At 55.1% G+C, this 16,587-nt stretch carries 18 protein-coding genes and 1 tRNA gene; 14 read left to right on the top strand and 5 right to left on the bottom strand.

Going from position 1 to position 16,587, the window contains the following annotated elements:
- Nucleotides 1–14: 14 nt before the first annotated feature.
- The 10 genes from ttdA to ureG all read left to right on the top strand — a co-directional run bounded on the left by ttdA (nt 15) and on the right by ureG (nt 8,090).
- The gene (gene ttdA / locus FDW97_RS03935; protein WP_038633966.1) at nt 15–923 is read left to right on the top strand and encodes a L(+)-tartrate dehydratase subunit alpha; all 909 of its coding nucleotides are present in this window, start codon (nt 15–17) and stop codon (nt 921–923) included.
- Entirely contained in the window at nt 920–1,525 is a 606-nt protein-coding gene (gene ttdB / locus FDW97_RS03930; RefSeq protein WP_006688017.1) for a L(+)-tartrate dehydratase subunit beta, read from the top strand. Before ttdA ends, ttdB begins: the two co-directional genes overlap by 4 nt.
- A 48-nt stretch (nt 1,526–1,573) precedes the next feature.
- The gene (locus tag FDW97_RS03925; protein WP_137350674.1) at nt 1,574–3,037 is read left to right on the top strand and encodes an anion permease; all 1,464 of its coding nucleotides are present in this window, start codon (nt 1,574–1,576) and stop codon (nt 3,035–3,037) included.
- Nucleotides 3,038–3,160: 123 nt separating this feature from the next.
- Nucleotides 3,161–3,985 (top strand): urease accessory protein UreD, encoded by an 825-nt coding sequence (locus tag FDW97_RS03920; protein ID WP_199979407.1) that lies wholly within the window; start codon nt 3,161–3,163, stop codon nt 3,983–3,985.
- 10 nt (nt 3,986–3,995) lie between these two features.
- Nucleotides 3,996–4,298 carry an urease subunit gamma gene (locus tag FDW97_RS03915; protein ID WP_003024678.1) on the top strand — a complete coding sequence of 101 codons (303 nt, stop codon included), beginning with the start codon at nt 3,996–3,998 and terminating at the stop codon, nt 4,296–4,298.
- Between the two features lie 9 nt (nt 4,299–4,307).
- Nucleotides 4,308–4,628 (top strand): urease subunit beta, encoded by a 321-nt coding sequence (locus FDW97_RS03910; protein WP_038633976.1) that lies wholly within the window; start codon nt 4,308–4,310, stop codon nt 4,626–4,628.
- Nucleotides 4,621–6,324 carry an urease subunit alpha gene (ureC, locus tag FDW97_RS03905; protein WP_110496800.1) on the top strand — a complete coding sequence of 568 codons (1,704 nt, stop codon included), beginning with the start codon at nt 4,621–4,623 and terminating at the stop codon, nt 6,322–6,324. The genes FDW97_RS03910 and ureC overlap by 8 nt, the downstream gene beginning before the upstream one ends.
- 9 nt (nt 6,325–6,333) lie before the next feature.
- Nucleotides 6,334–6,792 (top strand): urease accessory protein UreE, encoded by a 459-nt coding sequence (ureE, locus tag FDW97_RS03900; protein ID WP_042311069.1) that lies wholly within the window; start codon nt 6,334–6,336, stop codon nt 6,790–6,792.
- On the top strand, nt 6,792–7,463 hold the full coding sequence (locus tag FDW97_RS03895; RefSeq protein WP_137350673.1) for an urease accessory protein UreF: 672 nt from the start codon (nt 6,792–6,794) through the stop codon (nt 7,461–7,463). The genes ureE and FDW97_RS03895 overlap by 1 nt, the downstream gene beginning before the upstream one ends.
- A 9-nt stretch (nt 7,464–7,472) precedes the next feature.
- Nucleotides 7,473–8,090, top strand: coding sequence for an urease accessory protein UreG (gene ureG / locus FDW97_RS03890; protein ID WP_038633986.1), 618 nt, complete (start codon nt 7,473–7,475; stop codon nt 8,088–8,090).
- An 86-nt stretch (nt 8,091–8,176) separates the two neighbouring features.
- Here the strand turns inward: ureG and tsaD are convergent, their stop codons facing one another.
- Nucleotides 8,177–9,190, bottom strand: coding sequence for a tRNA (adenosine(37)-N6)-threonylcarbamoyltransferase complex transferase subunit TsaD (gene tsaD, locus FDW97_RS03885; RefSeq protein WP_038633989.1), 1,014 nt, complete (start codon nt 9,188–9,190; stop codon nt 8,177–8,179).
- A 236-nt stretch (nt 9,191–9,426) separates the two neighbouring features.
- Between tsaD and rpsU the strand changes: the two genes are divergently transcribed.
- The 3 genes from rpsU (at nt 9,427) to rpoD (ending at nt 13,757) form a co-directional block, all read left to right on the top strand.
- Complete coding sequence (gene rpsU, locus FDW97_RS03880) at nt 9,427–9,642, top strand: 30S ribosomal protein S21 (RefSeq protein WP_001144069.1); 216 nt, start codon at nt 9,427–9,429, stop codon at nt 9,640–9,642.
- Between the two features lie 240 nt (nt 9,643–9,882).
- The gene (dnaG, locus tag FDW97_RS03875) at nt 9,883–11,628 is read left to right on the top strand and encodes a DNA primase (protein ID WP_137350672.1); all 1,746 of its coding nucleotides are present in this window, start codon (nt 9,883–9,885) and stop codon (nt 11,626–11,628) included.
- Nucleotides 11,629–11,912: 284 nt separating this feature from the next.
- Entirely contained in the window at nt 11,913–13,757 is a 1,845-nt protein-coding gene (gene rpoD, locus FDW97_RS03870; RefSeq protein WP_038634001.1) for an RNA polymerase sigma factor RpoD, read from the top strand.
- A 45-nt stretch (nt 13,758–13,802) separates the two neighbouring features.
- On the opposite strand, the gene mug is transcribed toward rpoD, so the two are convergent.
- The gene (gene mug, locus FDW97_RS03865; RefSeq protein ID WP_069324359.1) at nt 13,803–14,309 is read right to left on the bottom strand and encodes a G/U mismatch-specific DNA glycosylase; all 507 of its coding nucleotides are present in this window, start codon (nt 14,307–14,309) and stop codon (nt 13,803–13,805) included.
- Between the two features lie 124 nt (nt 14,310–14,433).
- On the opposite strand from mug, the gene FDW97_RS03860 reads away from it, so the two are divergent.
- Nucleotides 14,434–14,509, top strand: a tRNA-Ile gene (locus FDW97_RS03860).
- Between the two features lie 157 nt (nt 14,510–14,666).
- On the opposite strand, the gene FDW97_RS03855 is transcribed toward FDW97_RS03860, so the two are convergent.
- The 3 genes from FDW97_RS03855 to FDW97_RS03845 are packed head-to-tail and all read right to left on the bottom strand — an operon-like array spanning nt 14,667 to nt 16,585.
- The gene (locus FDW97_RS03855) at nt 14,667–14,885 is read right to left on the bottom strand and encodes a DNA-binding transcriptional regulator (protein WP_023223216.1); all 219 of its coding nucleotides are present in this window, start codon (nt 14,883–14,885) and stop codon (nt 14,667–14,669) included.
- A gap of 39 nt (nt 14,886–14,924) precedes the next feature.
- Nucleotides 14,925–16,118 (bottom strand): phage late control D family protein, encoded by a 1,194-nt coding sequence (locus tag FDW97_RS03850; protein ID WP_137350671.1) that lies wholly within the window; start codon nt 16,116–16,118, stop codon nt 14,925–14,927.
- A gap of 2 nt (nt 16,119–16,120) precedes the next feature.
- Entirely contained in the window at nt 16,121–16,585 is a 465-nt protein-coding gene (locus FDW97_RS03845; protein WP_137350670.1) for a phage tail protein, read from the bottom strand.
- Nucleotides 16,586–16,587 lie beyond the last annotated feature (2 nt).

The following is a 16,587-nucleotide window of genomic DNA, read 5'->3' as shown; positions in this document are numbered from 1 at the left end:
CTGGAGTTTACAAGATGAGCAATCAAAATAACCAAAATGCGATAAATACGCTGACAAACATTGTCGCGAACTTTACCGCCATGATTTCTACCCGTATGCCCGACGACGTGGTGGATAAATTAAAACAGTTGCGGGAAGGCGAAGACTCGCCGATGGGTAAAATCATCTACCACACCATGTTTGACAACATGCAGAAGGCGATTGATCTGAACCGTCCGGCCTGCCAGGACACCGGCGAGATTATGTTCTTTGTAAAGGTCGGTTCCCGTTTTCCGCTGTTGGGTGAGCTGCAAAGCATCCTGAAACAAGCCGTTGAAGACGCCACGGTCAAAGCGCCGCTGCGCCATAACGCGGTAGAGATTTTTGACGAAGTGAATACCGGCAAAAATACCGGCACCGGTGTACCGTGGGTTACCTGGGACATCATTCCTGATAATGATGACGCGGAAATCGAAGTCTACATGGCAGGCGGCGGCTGTACCCTGCCAGGACGCTCGAAAGTGTTAATGCCTTCAGAAGGCTACGAAGGCGTAGTGAAATTTGTCTTCGAAAATATCTCCACGTTGGCCGTTAACGCCTGCCCGCCGGTGCTGGTGGGCGTAGGCATTGCCACCTCAGTAGAAACTGCCGCAGTGCTCTCCCGTAAAGCGGTGCTGCGTCCTATCGGCTCACGTCATCCCAACCCAAAAGCGGCCGAACTGGAACTGCGTCTGGAAGAAGGGCTTAACCGCCTGGGCATTGGTCCGCAGGGGTTGACCGGCAATAGCTCCGTGATGGGCGTGCATATCGAATCCGCCGCGCGCCACCCGTCGACTATCGGCGTTGCTGTTTCCACCGGCTGCTGGGCGCACCGTCGCGGCACGCTGTTGGTTCATGCTGATCTCTCCTTCGAAAATCTGTCTCACACCCGGAGCGCGTTATGAAAAAGATCCTCACCACCCCGATTAAAGCCGAAGATCTGGAAGATATTCGCGTTGGCGATGTCATTTACCTGAGCGGTACGCTGGTGACCTGCCGCGACGTGTGCCACCGTCGCCTGATCGAACTGAAGCGCCCAATTCCTTATGATCTGAACGGCAAGGCTATTTTCCACGCAGGCCCAATCGTGCGTAAGAACGGTGATAAATGGGAGATGGTCTCCGTCGGTCCAACCACCAGTATGCGTATGGAAGCTTTTGAGAAAGAGTTTATCGAGCAGACCGGCGTCAAGCTGGTGGTCGGAAAAGGCGGTATGGGACCGTTGACAGAAGAAGGCTGCAAGCAGTTCAAAGCGCTGCATGTGATCTTCCCGGCAGGTTGCGCCGTACTGGCGGCCACTCAGGTTGAAGAGATTGAAGAAGTGCACTGGACGGAGCTGGGCATGCCGGAATCCTTGTGGGTATGTCGGGTCAAAGAGTTCGGCCCGCTGATTGTGTCCATCGACACCCACGGCAACAACCTGATCGCCGAAAACAAAAAGCTGTTCGCTGAACGCCGCGATCCCATCGTGGAAGAGATTTGCGAGCACGTGCACTACATCAAATAACCCTTCCGGAGAGGCACAGAGCCTCTCCCCTTTCGCAGGGATATCACAATGGCACCTTTAGCTGGTTGGTGGCGATACCTGGCTCCGCTGGTGGTCATCGCCATTATTGCTGTTTTACCCGTCCCCACCGGTCTTGAGAGCCACACCTGGCTCTATTTTGCCGTCTTTACCGGTGTGATTGTGGGGCTCATTCTGGAACCTGTACCCGGCGCGGTCGTAGCGATGATTGGTATTTCGATCATCGCCGTACTTTCACCGTGGATCCTGTTCAGCCCGGAACAACTCGCGCAGGACGGTTTTAAATTTACCGCCAAATCGCTGTCGTGGGCCGTTTCTGGCTTTTCTAACTCGGTGATCTGGCTGATTTTCGCGGCCTTTATGTTTGGTACCGGCTATGAGAAAACCGGTCTCGGTCGGCGTATCGCGCTGATGTTAGTGAAAAAGATGGGGCACCGGACGTTATTCCTCGGTTACGCGGTGATGTTCTCCGAGCTTATCCTCGCCCCCGTCACGCCTTCTAACTCCGCGCGCGGGGCCGGGATAATCTACCCGATTATCCGCAACCTGCCGCCGCTGTATAACTCACAGCCCAATGACGCCAGTTCACGTTCTATTGGCTCCTACATCATGTGGATGGGCATTGTCGCCGACTGCGTCACCAGCGCGATTTTCTTAACGGCGATGGCGCCGAACCTGCTGCTGATCGGCCTGATGAAAGGCGCATCTCATACGGCGCTCAGTTGGGGCGACTGGTTCTTGGGTATGCTGCCGCTGAGCATTTTACTGGTGCTGATCGTGCCCTGGCTGGCATATGTGTTGTACCCGCCGGTGCTGAAATCCGGCGATCAGGTGCCGCGCTGGGCGGATACAGAATTAAAAGCGATGGGACCGCTCTGCGCACGTGAGAAAAAGATGCTCGGGCTGATGGTCGGCGCGCTGGTGTTGTGGATCTTCGGTGGCGATTATATTGACGCCGCAATGGTCGGTTACAGCGTGGTGGCATTGATGCTGGTACTGCGCATCATCAGTTGGGATGACATCGTTAGTAATAAAGCCGCATGGAACGTCTTTTTCTGGCTGGCCTCGTTAATAACCCTGGCGACCGGGCTGAATAACACCGGTTTTATTACCTGGTTCGGCAAGCTGCTGGCAAACGGGCTGAGCGGCTATTCACCGATCATGGTGATGGTGGCGCTCATCGTGGTCTTTTATTTACTGCGCTACTTCTTTGCCAGCGCCACGGCGTATACCTCCGCCCTTGCGCCGATGATGATCGCCGCCGCGCTGGCGATGCCGGAAATCCCGTTGCCGGTCTTCTGTCTGATGGTCGGCGCCGCTACTGGCCTGGGCAGTATTCTGACTCCCTACGCCACCGGCCCAAGCCCTATCTACTACGGCAGCGGCTATTTGCCAACGGTTGACTACTGGCTGCTGGGCGCTATTTTTGGCCTGATTTTCCTCGTGCTGCTGGTGATCACCGGTCTGGTCTGGATGCCTCTCGTTTTACTGTAAAATCCCATTGGGGCGACGTCTTGTCGCCCCTTTATCCATAAGCTTCTCATATGATCGATTTCCCGATGCGCTGAGGCATACTTTTTTGTACGCAAACACCCTCATGCTGATAAGGGAAACGCTCTGGACACGCTGGCGCACGAGACACTCACACGAGGCTGGCAGGCCGAACTGGATCTGCACTTTACCCGCACCGGGCACAAAACGGTGCTCGCCTCGGCGCGTCACTATGGACCTTTGACGGTTCAACGTCCGTTTTATCCCGAAGAAGAGGTATGTCACCTCTATTTGCTTCATCCACCTGGCGGGATCGTCGGCGGGGATGAGCTACATATTTCCGTATCACTCGATGAAAACAGCCATGCGTTAATCACTCAGCCCGGCGCGGGAAAATTTTATCGCAGCCGTGGGCCGCAGGCGTTGCTACGCCAGCATTTCACGCTCGCCCCGCACGCCACGCTGGAGTGGCTGCCGCAGGATACGATCTTCTTTCCCGGCGCTAATGCCACCGTCCAGTCCGTATTTCATCTGACGTCCGCAAGCCATTTGCTGGCCTGGGATCTGCTGTGTCTCGGACGCCCTGTCATGCAGGAAACGTTCAGCCACGGCACGCTACAAAACCGTCTGGAAGTGTGGCGGGATGGGCAACCGCTACTGATAGAGCGTTTGCAGGTGCAGGCAGGGAATCTGAGCGGCGTCGCACATCATCCCTGGATTGGTACGTTGCTGTGTTACCCGGCCAACGAACACATGCTGGAGGGAACGCGCGAGCGGCTTACGCCATTGGGGGATTATGCCGGGGCAACGCTTAACGACTCGCTGCTGACAATCCGCTTTCTGGCGAACGACAACCTGATTGTTCAGCGCGTTATGCGTGACATCTGGCAATTTCTGCGCCCGCTGCTGACACACAAAGCGCCCATGCTACCGCGAATCTGGCAAACCTAAGAGGCCCATTATGGAACTGACCCCCAGAGAAAAAGACAAGCTGTTGCTGTTTACCGCCGCGCTGGTGGCAGAACGTCGCCTGGCCCGCGGGCTGAAGCTGAATTACCCGGAATCAGTGGCGCTGATTAGCGCTTTCATTATGGAAGGGGCGCGCGACGGGCAAACCGTGGCCGCGCTGATGGAAGACGGGCGTCACGTGCTGCGCCGCGATCAGGTGATGGAAGGCGTACCAGAGATGATCCCGGATATTCAGGTTGAAGCCACATTCCCGGACGGTTCGAAACTGGTCACCGTCCACAACCCGATCGTCTAAGGAGCGGCAATGATCCCAGGTGAGTATCAGATCTCAGCAGGCAACATTGCGATCAATCAGGGGCGCGAAACCTGCACGATCGTAGTGGAGAATCACGGCGACAGACCCATCCAGGTGGGATCGCACTATCACTTTTACGAGGTGAACCCAGCGCTGCGCTTTGACAGGGCAGCTACGCGGGGCTTTCGTCTTAACATTGCCGCAGGTACAGCGGTACGTTTTGAACCGGGGCAAAAGCGCGAAGTCGAACTGGTGCGCGTCGCTGGCGCACAAAGGATGGTGGGTTTTCGCAGTGAAGTGATGGGCGCGCTGGAGGCAGATAATGAGTAACATTTCCCGCCAGGCATACGCCGACATGTTTGGCCCAACCACCGGCGATAAAGTACGTCTGGCGGATACTGACCTGTGGATCGAGGTAGAAAAAGACTTCACCACCTACGGCGAAGAGGTCAAATTCGGCGGCGGAAAAGTGATCCGCGACGGTATGGGCCAGGGACAAATGCGCGCCCAGGCGTGTGTGGATCTGGTGATAACCAATGCGCTGATCGTTGATCACTGGGGGATCGTCAAAGCGGATATCGGCATCAAAGACGGCAGGATCTTCGCCATCGGCAAAGCGGGTAATCCCGATATTCAGCCCAATGTCACAATCCCGATAGGCGTAGGAACAGAAGTCATCGCCGGAGAAGGCAAGATCGTCACCGCGGGCGGCGTAGATACGCATATTCACTGGATCTGCCCGCAGCAGGCGCAAGAAGCGCTGGTTTCAGGCGTGACGACGATGATCGGCGGCGGTACTGGTCCGGCCGCAGGCACCAATGCCACCACCTGCACGCCGGGCCCGTGGTACATCGCCCGCATGCTGCAGGCGGCAGACACGTTGCCGGTTAACATCGGTTTGCTGGGCAAAGGCAATGGTTCAAACCCTGACGCCCTGCGCGAGCAAATCACTGCCGGCGCCATTGGCCTGAAGATCCACGAAGACTGGGGCGCCACGCCTGCCGCTATCGACTGTGCGCTGACCGTGGCCGACGAAATGGACATCCAGGTAGCGCTGCACAGCGACACGCTCAATGAGTCCGGTTTTGTTGAGGATACGCTGGCAGCGATCGGCGATCGCACCATTCATACTTTCCATACCGAAGGCGCAGGTGGCGGCCATGCGCCGGATATCATCACCGCCTGCGCACATCCGAATATTTTGCCCTCCTCCACCAACCCGACGCTGCCTTATACCGTCAACACCATCGACGAGCATCTCGACATGCTGATGGTCTGCCACCATCTCGATCCGGATATCGCTGAAGACGTCGCCTTCGCCGAATCGCGCATTCGCCGGGAAACGATCGCTGCCGAGGATGTGCTGCATGATATTGGCGCGTTTTCCCTGACCTCGTCCGATTCACAGGCGATGGGGCGCGTGGGCGAAGTGATCCTGCGCACCTGGCAGGTGGCGCACCGCATGAAGGTTCAGCGTGGTCCGCTGGCAGAAGAAATCGGCGACAACGACAATCAGCGTGTTAAACGCTACATCGCCAAGTACACCATCAATCCGGCGTTGACCCACGGTATCGCCCACGAAGTCGGCTCGGTTGAGCCCGGTAAACTGGCCGACCTGGTGCTGTGGTCGCCGGCCTTTTTTGGCGTAAAACCGGCGACCATCGTGAAGGGCGGGATGATCGCCTGCGCGCCGATGGGTGATATCAACGCCTCAATCCCTACCCCGCAGCCGGTGCATTACCGCATGATGTTCGGCGCGCTTGGCGCAGCGCGGCATCACACCCGTCTAACCTTTATTTCACAGGCTGCCGACGCGCAAAACGTCCCGCAGCAACTTAATTTGCAAAGCGCTATCGCCGTCGTCAAAGGCTGCCGGACGGTAAAAAAGGCTGACATGATCCACAACGCTCTGCAGCCCAATATCACCGTCGATGCCCAGACCTACGAGGTACGCATTGATGGTGAACTGATTACCAGCGACCCGGCAGACGTTTTGCCGATGGCGCAACGCTATTTCCTGTTTTAAGGAGTGAGGATGATCTACCTGACCCAACGCCTTGACCACGCCCACCGCGTCACCGCAAGCGTCACGCTACCCATTGATGTTCGGGTAAAAAGCCGCGCCAGAGTAGCGCTGAGCGATGGCCGCGAAGCCGGATTAATGCTACCGCGCGGTTTACTGTTACGCGGCGGCGATCTGCTGACTACCGACGATGGCCGCGAGGTGATCGAAGTGATCGCCGCGCCGGAGTCGGTTTCCGTCGTGCGCTGCGCCGACCCTTTTTTGCTCGCCAAAGCCTGTTACCACCTTGGTAATCGCCACGTACCGTTGCAGATCCTGCCCGATGAGCTGCGCTACCACCACGATCATGTGCTGGACGATATGCTGCGCCAGTTCAACCTCGAGGTGGCGTTTGCCCAGTTGCCGTTTGAGCCGGAAGCGGGTGCCTATGCCAGCGAGTCACACGGGCATCATCACGGCCATGCGCACTGATGCATAGCACCCAACAGCTGCGCCTGATGCAGCTCGCCAGCAGCAGTCTCCCGGTGGGATCGTTTACCTGGTCTCAGGGTCTGGAGTGGGCGGTGGAAATCGGCTGGGTGAAAAGCGTCGATGACTTCTCTGACTGGCAAATTCAGCAGATGGAGCACAACTTTTTTACCGTCGACTTACCGCTGCTGGCGAGATTGTATCGCGCCTGTGAGCAGGACGATCTCACCGCCGCGCGTCGCTGGACCGCTTACCTGCTGGCCTGTCGGGAAACCCGCGAACTGCGGGATGAAGAACGCAGCCGGAGCATCGCCTTTACGCGGCTGGTCACCGACTGGGAACCAGACTGTTCCCGGGAATGGCGCACGCTCTTTGCCGACAGCCAGCTGTGCGGCATGGCCTGGCTGGGCGTACGCTGGAAAATCCCCCTGACGAATCTGGCATTAAGCCTCGGCTACAGCTGGATTGAGAGCGCAGTGATGGCAGGTGTCAAACTGGTTCCCTTTGGCCAGCAGGCGGCGCAGCGGTTGATTATTTCGCTTGGCGATCGTTACGCGCAAGGTCTGGCACAAGCGCTGGCGTGTCCTGACGCCAGCCTCGGATCCGCAACGCCGTTAGCCGCCATCGCATCTGCCCGGCATGAAACCCAATATTCCCGCTTATTCCGTTCCTGAGGAGAAAAAATGAGTGATTACAAGCATCCCCTGCGCGTGGGCGTTGGCGGCCCGGTTGGCTCCGGCAAAACGGCGCTGCTGGAAGCGTTATGCAAAGCCATGCGCAGCAGCTATCAACTGGCGGTTGTGACTAACGATATCTACACCAAAGAAGATCAGCGCATTCTCACCGAAGCAGGCGCCCTGGAACCGGACAGGATCGTTGGTGTGGAAACTGGCGGCTGTCCGCATACCGCCATCCGCGAAGATGCGTCGATGAATCTGGCCGCGGTCGAAGCGCTGAGCGAGAAATTCGGCAACCTGGATCTGATTTTTGTGGAAAGCGGCGGCGATAACCTGAGCGCTACCTTCAGCCCGGAATTAGCGGATCTGACAATCTACGTGATCGACGTTGCCGAAGGCGAGAAGATCCCGCGTAAAGGCGGGCCGGGGATCACCAAATCCGATTTTCTGGTGATCAACAAAACCGATCTGGCCCCTTACGTAGGCGCTTCGCTGGAGGTGATGGAACGCGATACCCTGCGCATGCGCGGCGAGCGTCCGTGGACGTTTACTAACCTGAAGGCGGGCGACGGTCTGGCGACGATTATTGCGTTTCTGGAAGAGAAAGGAATGTTGCGGGTGTAGCGTGGTTTATCGCCGGGTGGCGGCTTCGCCTGACCCGGCCTACGGTTTTGTTGGCCCGATAAGCAAAGCCCCACCGGGCAAAAAACTCACGCCGCCGGTAATTCCGCCAGCGGCCAGCGTGGACGCACGGTCACGCCAAGATCCGCCGTTGCGCCCGCTTTAAAACGCACCATCCCCGCGTAGGCGATCATCGCCCCGTTGTCGGTACAAAATTCCGGGCGCGCATAGAACACTTCGCCGCGGCGTTTTTGCATCATTTCGGCCAGTTTTGCGCGCAGCGTGCGGTTAGCGCTCACGCCCCCCGCCATCACCAGACGTTTAAAACCGGTTTGATCCAGCGCGCGTTTGCACTTGATCATCAGCGTATCAACCACCGCATCTTCAAAGGCACGGGCGATATCTGCACGCGTTTGATCGTCATTTTCGTTATTACGAATCGTATTCGCGGCGAAGGTTTTCAGGCCGGAGAAGCTGAAATCCAGCCCCGGACGGTCGGTCATCGGACGCGGGAAGACAAAGCGTTTTTCCACACCCTGTGACGCCAGCTTAGACAGCATTGGGCCGCCAGGATAATCCAGCCCCAGCAGCTTGGCGGTTTTGTCGAACGCTTCACCTGCCGCGTCATCAATCGATTCACCCAGTAATTCATACTGACCGATACCAGTGACGCTAATCAGTTGCGTGTGCCCACCGGAAACCAGCAGCGCGACGAACGGAAAAGCAGGAGGATTCTCTTCCAGCATCGGCGCCAGCAAATGCCCTTCCATGTGGTGCACAGGAATTGCCGGCACGCCCCAGGCGAACGCCAGCGAACGTCCTACGGTTGCGCCGACCAGCAGCGCGCCAACCAGACCAGGACCTGCGGTGTACGCCACCGCATCGATCTCTTTTGCCGTGAGCCCCGCTTCTTTCAGCGCGGCCTGAATCAGCGGTACGGTTTTACGTACGTGATCGCGCGAGGCCAGTTCTGGCACTACGCCGCCGTAGTCAGCGTGTAATTTCACCTGACTATACAATTGGTTGGCTAAAAGACCTTTTTCATCGTCGTAAATGGCGATGCCGGTTTCATCGCAGGATGTTTCAATACCCAGTACACGCATGACTTGTTTTACCTCGCTCTATTACCGCGCAGTGTAGGACCAATGCGGGTTGATGTAAAACTTTGTTCGCCCCAGGCGCATGCCTCGTGTATACTCCTTGTCCTTATAAAAGTCCCTTTCAAAATCGCGTGGGTGCTTTACAAAGCAGCAGCAATTGCAGTAAAATTCCGCACCATTTTGAAATAAGCTGGCGTTGATGCCAGCGGCAAACCGAATTTATTAAAGGTGAGAGTTACATGCCGGTAATTAAAGTACGTGAAAACGAGCCGTTCGACGTAGCACTGCGTCGCTTCAAGCGTTCATGCGAAAAAGCAGGTGTTCTGGCGGAAGTTCGTCGTCGTGAGTTCTATGAAAAACCGACTACCGAACGTAAGCGCGCTAAAGCTTCTGCTGTGAAACGTCACGCGAAGAAACTGGCTCGCGAAAACGCACGCCGTACTCGTCTGTACTAATTCATTGAGAGCTAAAGCTCTCAATTCAGACTGAGTTGTAGTTGTAAGGCCGTGCTTCCGGAAGGAATGCGCGGCTTATTTTCGTTTATACACGTCATCATTCAAGCTGCCTCTGCGTTGGCTGCAGTCGTTCACCCCAGTCACGTACTGATGTACGCTCCTGAGGATTCGCTCCCTTGCCGCCTTGATGCATCCTGAATGATTTTGTGTATGTGAGTCATAACAAAATAAACGGGGCATATGGCTGGACGAATTCCACGTGTATTTATTAATGACCTGCTGGCAAGAACCGACATCGTCGATCTCATCGACGCGCGGGTAAAGCTGAAAAAGCAGGGCAAAAATTATCACGCGTGCTGTCCGTTCCATAACGAAAAAACCCCCTCTTTCACCGTAAACGGTGAAAAACAGTTTTATCACTGCTTTGGGTGTGGCGCGCATGGCAACGCCGTCGACTTTCTCATGAACTACGACAAGCTCGAGTTTGTGGAAACCGTCGAAGAACTGGCCGCAATGCACAACCTTGAAGTGCCCTATGAAGCAGGCAGTGGCCCCAGTCAGATAGAGCGCCATCAACGGCAAAGCCTTTATCAATTGATGGACGGCCTGAACACTTTTTATCAACAGTCTTTGATGCAGCCCGCCGCTACCCCTGCGCGCCAGTACCTGGAAAAGCGAGGATTAAGTAGCGACGTTATCACCCGTTTTGCTATTGGTTTTGCCCCCCCCGGCTGGGATAACGTCCTGAAACGGTTTGGCGGCAATGCTGAGAATCGCAAATCGTTGGTCGATGCGGGGATGTTGGTCACCAACGATCAGGGACGCAGTTACGATCGTTTTCGCGAACGGGTGATGTTCCCCATCCGCGACAAACGTGGTCGGGTCATTGGTTTTGGCGGACGCGTGCTGGGCGATGCCCTGCCGAAGTATCTGAACTCCCCGGAAACCGATATTTTCCATAAAGGTCGCCAGCTGTATGGCCTTTATGAAGCCCAGCAGGATAACGCCGATCCACAGCGCCTGTTAGTGGTGGAAGGTTATATGGATGTGGTGGCGCTGGCGCAATACGGCATTAACTACGCCGTGGCATCCCTTGGGACGTCAACTACCGCCGATCACATCCAACTGTTGTTTCGCGCGACGAACAACGTGATTTGCTGCTACGACGGCGACCGTGCCGGACGCGACGCAGCATGGCGCGCGCTGGAAACCGCACTGCCTTATATGACAGACGGCCGCCAGCTACGCTTTATGTTTTTACCTGATGGCGAAGATCCCGATACGTTAGTGCGTAAAGAAGGGAAAGAGGCTTTCGAAGCCCGGATGGAGCAGGCGTTGCCGCTCTCCGCGTTTTTATTTAATAGCCTGTTGCCACAGGTAGATTTGAGTACCCCGGACGGACGCGCGCAGCTCAGCACGCTGGCGCTGCCACTGATCACTCAGGTGCCGGGCGAAACGTTGCGCATTTATCTGCGACAGGAGTTGGGAAACAAGCTCGGCATTCTGGATGACAGCCAGCTTGAACGTTTAATGCCAAAACTGGCAGAAAATGGCGCTTCCCGCCCTGTTCGACAGCTAAAACGTACGACCATGCGTATACTTATAGGGTTGCTGGTGCAAAACCCGGACCTTGCTCCGCTGGTTCCGCCGTTAGGCGCGCTGGACAGCAATAAGCTGCCTGGGCTTGGCTTATTCAGAGAACTGGTCAACACTTGTCTGGCTCAGCCAGGCCTGACCACCGGCCAACTTTTAGAGCACTATCGTGGCACAAATGATGCTGCAACCCTTGAAAAACTGTCGATGTGGGACGATATAGCAGATAAAGATATCGCAGAAAAAACCTTCACCGACTCACTCAACCATATGTTTGATTCGATGCTTGAACTGCGCCAGGAAGAGTTGATAGCTCGTGAGCGCACACACGGTTTAAGCAGCGAAGAACGCCGGGAACTCTGGACGCTGAACCAGGAACTGGCCAAGAAATAAGAGAAAGACAAAACAAAGACAAAATCATTCGCGTTGTATCAAGGCAGCAAGTGAACGAACGCCAGGGAGTGTACATCAGTACATGACCAGGAAGAGAGAACGCAGCTAACGCAGAGACAACGTGAAAGATGAAGTATTTAACGGCTTAACTGCCGAATATCGATCGGGAAGCCCCCGACAGCCGCACGGAGAGGCAGCGGCAAAATATAAGTATGCCCTCGTTTTGCCGTTGGCGGTTTTACCGCCCAACACCAATCAAACGAATTAAGTGTGGATACCGTCTTATGGAGCAAAACCCGCAGTCACAGCTGAAGCTTCTTGTCCAACGTGGTAAGGAGCAAGGCTATCTGACCTATGCCGAGGTCAATGACCATCTGCCGGAAGATATCGTCGATTCAGATCAAATCGAAGACATCATCCAAATGATCAATGACATGGGTATTCAGGTGATGGAAGAAGCACCTGATGCCGATGATCTGCTGCTTGCTGAAACCTCCAACAGCACCGATGAAGACGCGGAAGAAGCGGCTGCCCAGGTTCTGTCCAGCGTTGAGTCCGAAATCGGCCGTACAACTGACCCGGTCCGCATGTACATGCGTGAAATGGGTACCGTTGAACTGTTAACCCGTGAAGGCGAAATCGACATCGCTAAGCGCATCGAAGACGGGATTAACCAGGTTCAATGCTCCGTTGCTGAATACCCGGAAGCCATCACCTATCTGCTTGAGCAATACGATCGCGTAGAAGCTGAAGAAGCGCGTCTGTCCGATCTCATCACCGGCTTTGTCGATCCTAACGCGGAAGAAGACATGGCGCCAACGGCGACCCACGTCGGTTCTGAACTCTCTCAAGAAGAGATGGATGAAGATGAAGACGAAGATGAAGAAGATGACGACGACAGCAGCGATGACGACAACAGCATCGACCCTGAATTAGCGCGTGAAAAATTCGCTGAGCTGCGTACCCAGTACGAAATCACCCGCGACACGATCAAGGCCAAAGGCCGCAGCCATGCTGCCGCACAGGAAGAAATTCAGAAGCTGTCTGAAGTGTTCAAACAGTTCCGCCTGGTGCCGAAGCAGTTCGACTACCTGGTAAACAGCATGCGCGTCATGATGGACCGCGTGCGTACTCAGGAACGTCTGATCATGAAGCTCTGCGTTGAGCAGTGCAAAATGCCGAAGAAAAACTTCATCACTCTGTTCACTGGCAATGAAACCAGCGAAACGTGGTTCAACGCAGCAATCGCGATGAACAAACCGTGGTCTGAAAAACTGCACGACGTGGCAGATGACGTTCACCGCGGCCTGCAGAAACTGCAGCAGATTGAAGAAGAAACCGGCCTGACCATCGAGCAGGTTAAAGATATCAACCGTCGCATGTCCATCGGTGAGGCGAAAGCCCGTCGTGCGAAAAAAGAGATGGTTGAAGCGAACTTACGTCTGGTTATCTCTATCGCCAAGAAATACACCAACCGTGGTCTGCAGTTCCTGGATCTGATTCAGGAAGGCAACATCGGTCTGATGAAAGCGGTTGATAAGTTTGAATACCGTCGTGGTTACAAGTTCTCCACCTACGCAACCTGGTGGATCCGTCAGGCAATTACCCGCTCTATCGCGGATCAGGCGCGCACCATCCGTATTCCGGTGCATATGATTGAGACCATTAACAAGCTCAACCGTATTTCCCGTCAGATGCTGCAAGAGATGGGCCGTGAGCCGACGCCGGAAGAGCTGGCTGAACGCATGCTGATGCCGGAAGACAAGATCCGTAAAGTGCTGAAGATCGCCAAAGAGCCTATCTCCATGGAAACGCCGATCGGCGACGATGAAGATTCGCATCTGGGTGATTTCATCGAGGACACCACCCTCGAGCTGCCGCTGGACTCTGCCACTACCGAGAGCCTGCGTGCCGCAACGCACGACGTTCTGGCTGGCCTGACCGCTCGTGAAGCGAAAGTTCTGCGTATGCGTTTCGGTATCGATATGAACACCGACCACACGCTGGAAGAAGTAGGTAAACAGTTCGACGTTACCCGCGAACGTATCCGTCAGATCGAAGCGAAGGCGCTGCGTAAACTGCGCCACCCGAGCCGTTCTGAAGTGCTGCGTAGCTTCCTCGACGATTAATCTCGCCGTATAAGTTCAAACGCCACCGCAAGGTGGCGTTTTTATTTACATCCCGCGCATGACCAGCGCGTCATCCAGCTCACGATACGCCTCCACCAGCTTATCCAGTGTAATCCGGCTCAATCCGCTGGGATTTGGCAATACCCAAATCTGGGTCGCGCCAATGGTCAGCGTCTGCTTTCCCCACTGCGCTCCGCGCTGACTGAAGCCTTGCTCGAACGCCTGCTTGCCAAGAATCGCCAGCGCGGCGGGCTGATAGTCATCAATCTTTTCAATAAGCTTCCGGCCACCGCTACGCATCTCCTGTAGCTTCACTTCATTAGCCTGTACCGTTGGCCTGTCGACAAATTTTGTCACGCCACAGCGAAAATCCAGCAGGTGTTGCGCCTCTTCTGGCTTCAGTTGGCGATCGGTAAATCCCGCCTGATGGATGACCTTCCAGAAGCGATTAGCGGGATGCGCAAAGGGGAACCCTGTACCTGCGGAAGATAGCCCCGGATTGATGCCGCAAAACACCACCCGCAGCCCTGGTGCCAGTATGTCCTTAACCATAATTACTCCGAACAATACATCAGAGTAACAGTATAACGGACTGATAATACATTGTTTATAAAATCAGCATCCGTACGCTTATGTCTGGATTGCGACGCGGAGTTACTTTATAATCCACCGCCACGGCCCCTTAGCTCAGTGGTTAGAGCAGGCGACTCATAATCGCTTGGTCGCTGGTTCAAGTCCAGCAGGGGCCACCAAATTTTAGCTTTATAATCATATAATTAAGCCACTCTAGCGAGTGGCTTTTTTGTTATCTTGTTTTCGAGTGGCGATGAAATGGCGGTGGATTTTTTACCACCACTTTCATGAGCACATAAAAAAACCCGCGCGCGGCGGGTCTTTAGAGAAAACTAATCAGAGCCACAATGGCCGCTGACCACTCACCGACGGGTGAGGTGGCGCCGGAATTATTGTTCCCGGTGTAACGATAAAACGTTCTACAGACTCCATCGTTACGAATGTGCAACTGCAATTAATATTCGTACATTGATGATAACGCTCTTTAGTATTCTCGCTAAGATAGCGACTGGTACGAGCATGCGCTGCATGCTGGCATTTTGGACAATGGAACATGCCACCTCCACACATTCACAAAAAGTGAATTAATAATACTCAGTTATTCACCATTTGAGAACCATTTTCTTCCGACTCATATTCTATGTCAGAAAGCATGACCTCGAGCTCTACAGTCGTCGTGAAGCCATTCCCGCCTAGATTATGGGTCACCTTACTGATTATCCACGACTGGTCATCGATGACACTCTTAAAGCCCGAGACCCTGACCGGCATTTCGGGATAAATATCTTCCCGACCAGTTGCCAGCGTGATTGAGAACTCCGCAACGCTACGCTGTAATTTATCCCACTTCGCCTGAGCCGCGCGCATCGCTTGCGCCTTTGTCGCGTAAATGGTCGTCAGTGCGAAAACGTTGTCAGCCTCACCGGCCATATATTCACCCTCGCGGGCTTCCTGCTCTTTCTTCTTTTTCGCTGCGGTTTTACTGCTCACGACTTTTGCTTTCGGGTGCTGTAGCGCCCGGAGGTGTTGCTCTTTTGGCTTGCGCTTCAGCTTCACCGCTTGCTTTTGCTTCGCCGGTTTTGGGTCTTTGGTGTGCAGCCATTTAGCCGTTACGCCCGTGTAAGCACCACGGTCAGCAATAGCAAACTGATGTCGGTCGCCGTCACTGCGCTGGATAGTAATCTGAGGGATAGCTTTTCCGCTGGCCGTCGTACCACTTCCCGCTTTGAGCATCAGCAATTTACCCGCCTTGACCGATACCGCGCCGCCGTTGCGTTCCGCGAGGCGAGTCAGGAAAACAGCGTCGGATTCCTGCGACTGGTCGATATGCGGAATTTTTATCCCGGCAAGAGAATCCGCGACACTGGCCGTTAATTTATTCCGGACGGCTATCGCGCTGACGATAACGCCGAGTGTGGTGTCGTGCCATGATTCCTCGCGGCGTGAATTGAGCGTTCCGCGAAAATCAGCGCTACGGGCGCGAATGGTCACCGTATCCGGTGCCCCCCGGTGCTCCACCTCATCGACGGTAAATCGCCCCTTACCAACGAGCGCGAAGCCTTTCCAGCCGAGATACAGTGACAGCACCGCGCCGCGAATCGGCAGCGCGACAAGCCCGTCAGAATCATCGAGTTCAATATCGAGCTGGTCAGCTTCAAAGCCCCGGTTATCCGTCATCGAGAGATTAATCAGCCGGTCGCTGATATTGCCGGTGATATCTTTGCTTTCCAGTGTCAGCATAAAATCGGGCGTCAGTGTGCCCCCCGCGCCGGTGATAATATCCAGCATGATTAAGCCCCCACCTTAGACAGCAGATCGCCCGCTTTACCGACCAGACTCTCGGCCTGTTTTCCGATATCGCCATAGACCGCCGCGAGCGATTCATCGACACGGGTCAGTGACAGAGTGAAGCTGATTTTTCGTGGCGACCCGTCCTCAAAAAATACCGTGCCGATCTCCGAGACATTGCTGACAATAAACATCCCGTAAATCCAGCCTGAGCCTGAAATAAGCGGCCATGCTCGCCCCTGCTCGGCCATCGCATAAAGCGTCAGCATCGAAAACTTGCCGCCGGTCAGCTCAGGATAAAGGTCACCGCTCAGGGTGATTTTGTCCTCCCCTTCACCGAGATACTGAAAAGCGTCACGCTTCCCGATGCGGGAGTTTGACGCCCAGCTATAATCCGCGCTGCGCTGCATGCTCTGATAGGGCAACGTCTGACGCATAAAAACAAACATACCTAATGCCAGCATCATAA

The sequence above is a fragment of the Citrobacter sp. wls708 genome, assembly GCF_005281255.1.
Taxonomy (GTDB): Bacteria; Pseudomonadota; Gammaproteobacteria; order Enterobacterales; family Enterobacteriaceae; genus Citrobacter; species Citrobacter werkmanii.
Note: the sequence above shows the minus strand (reverse complement) of the source record. Positions and strands in the feature narration are given on the sequence as shown.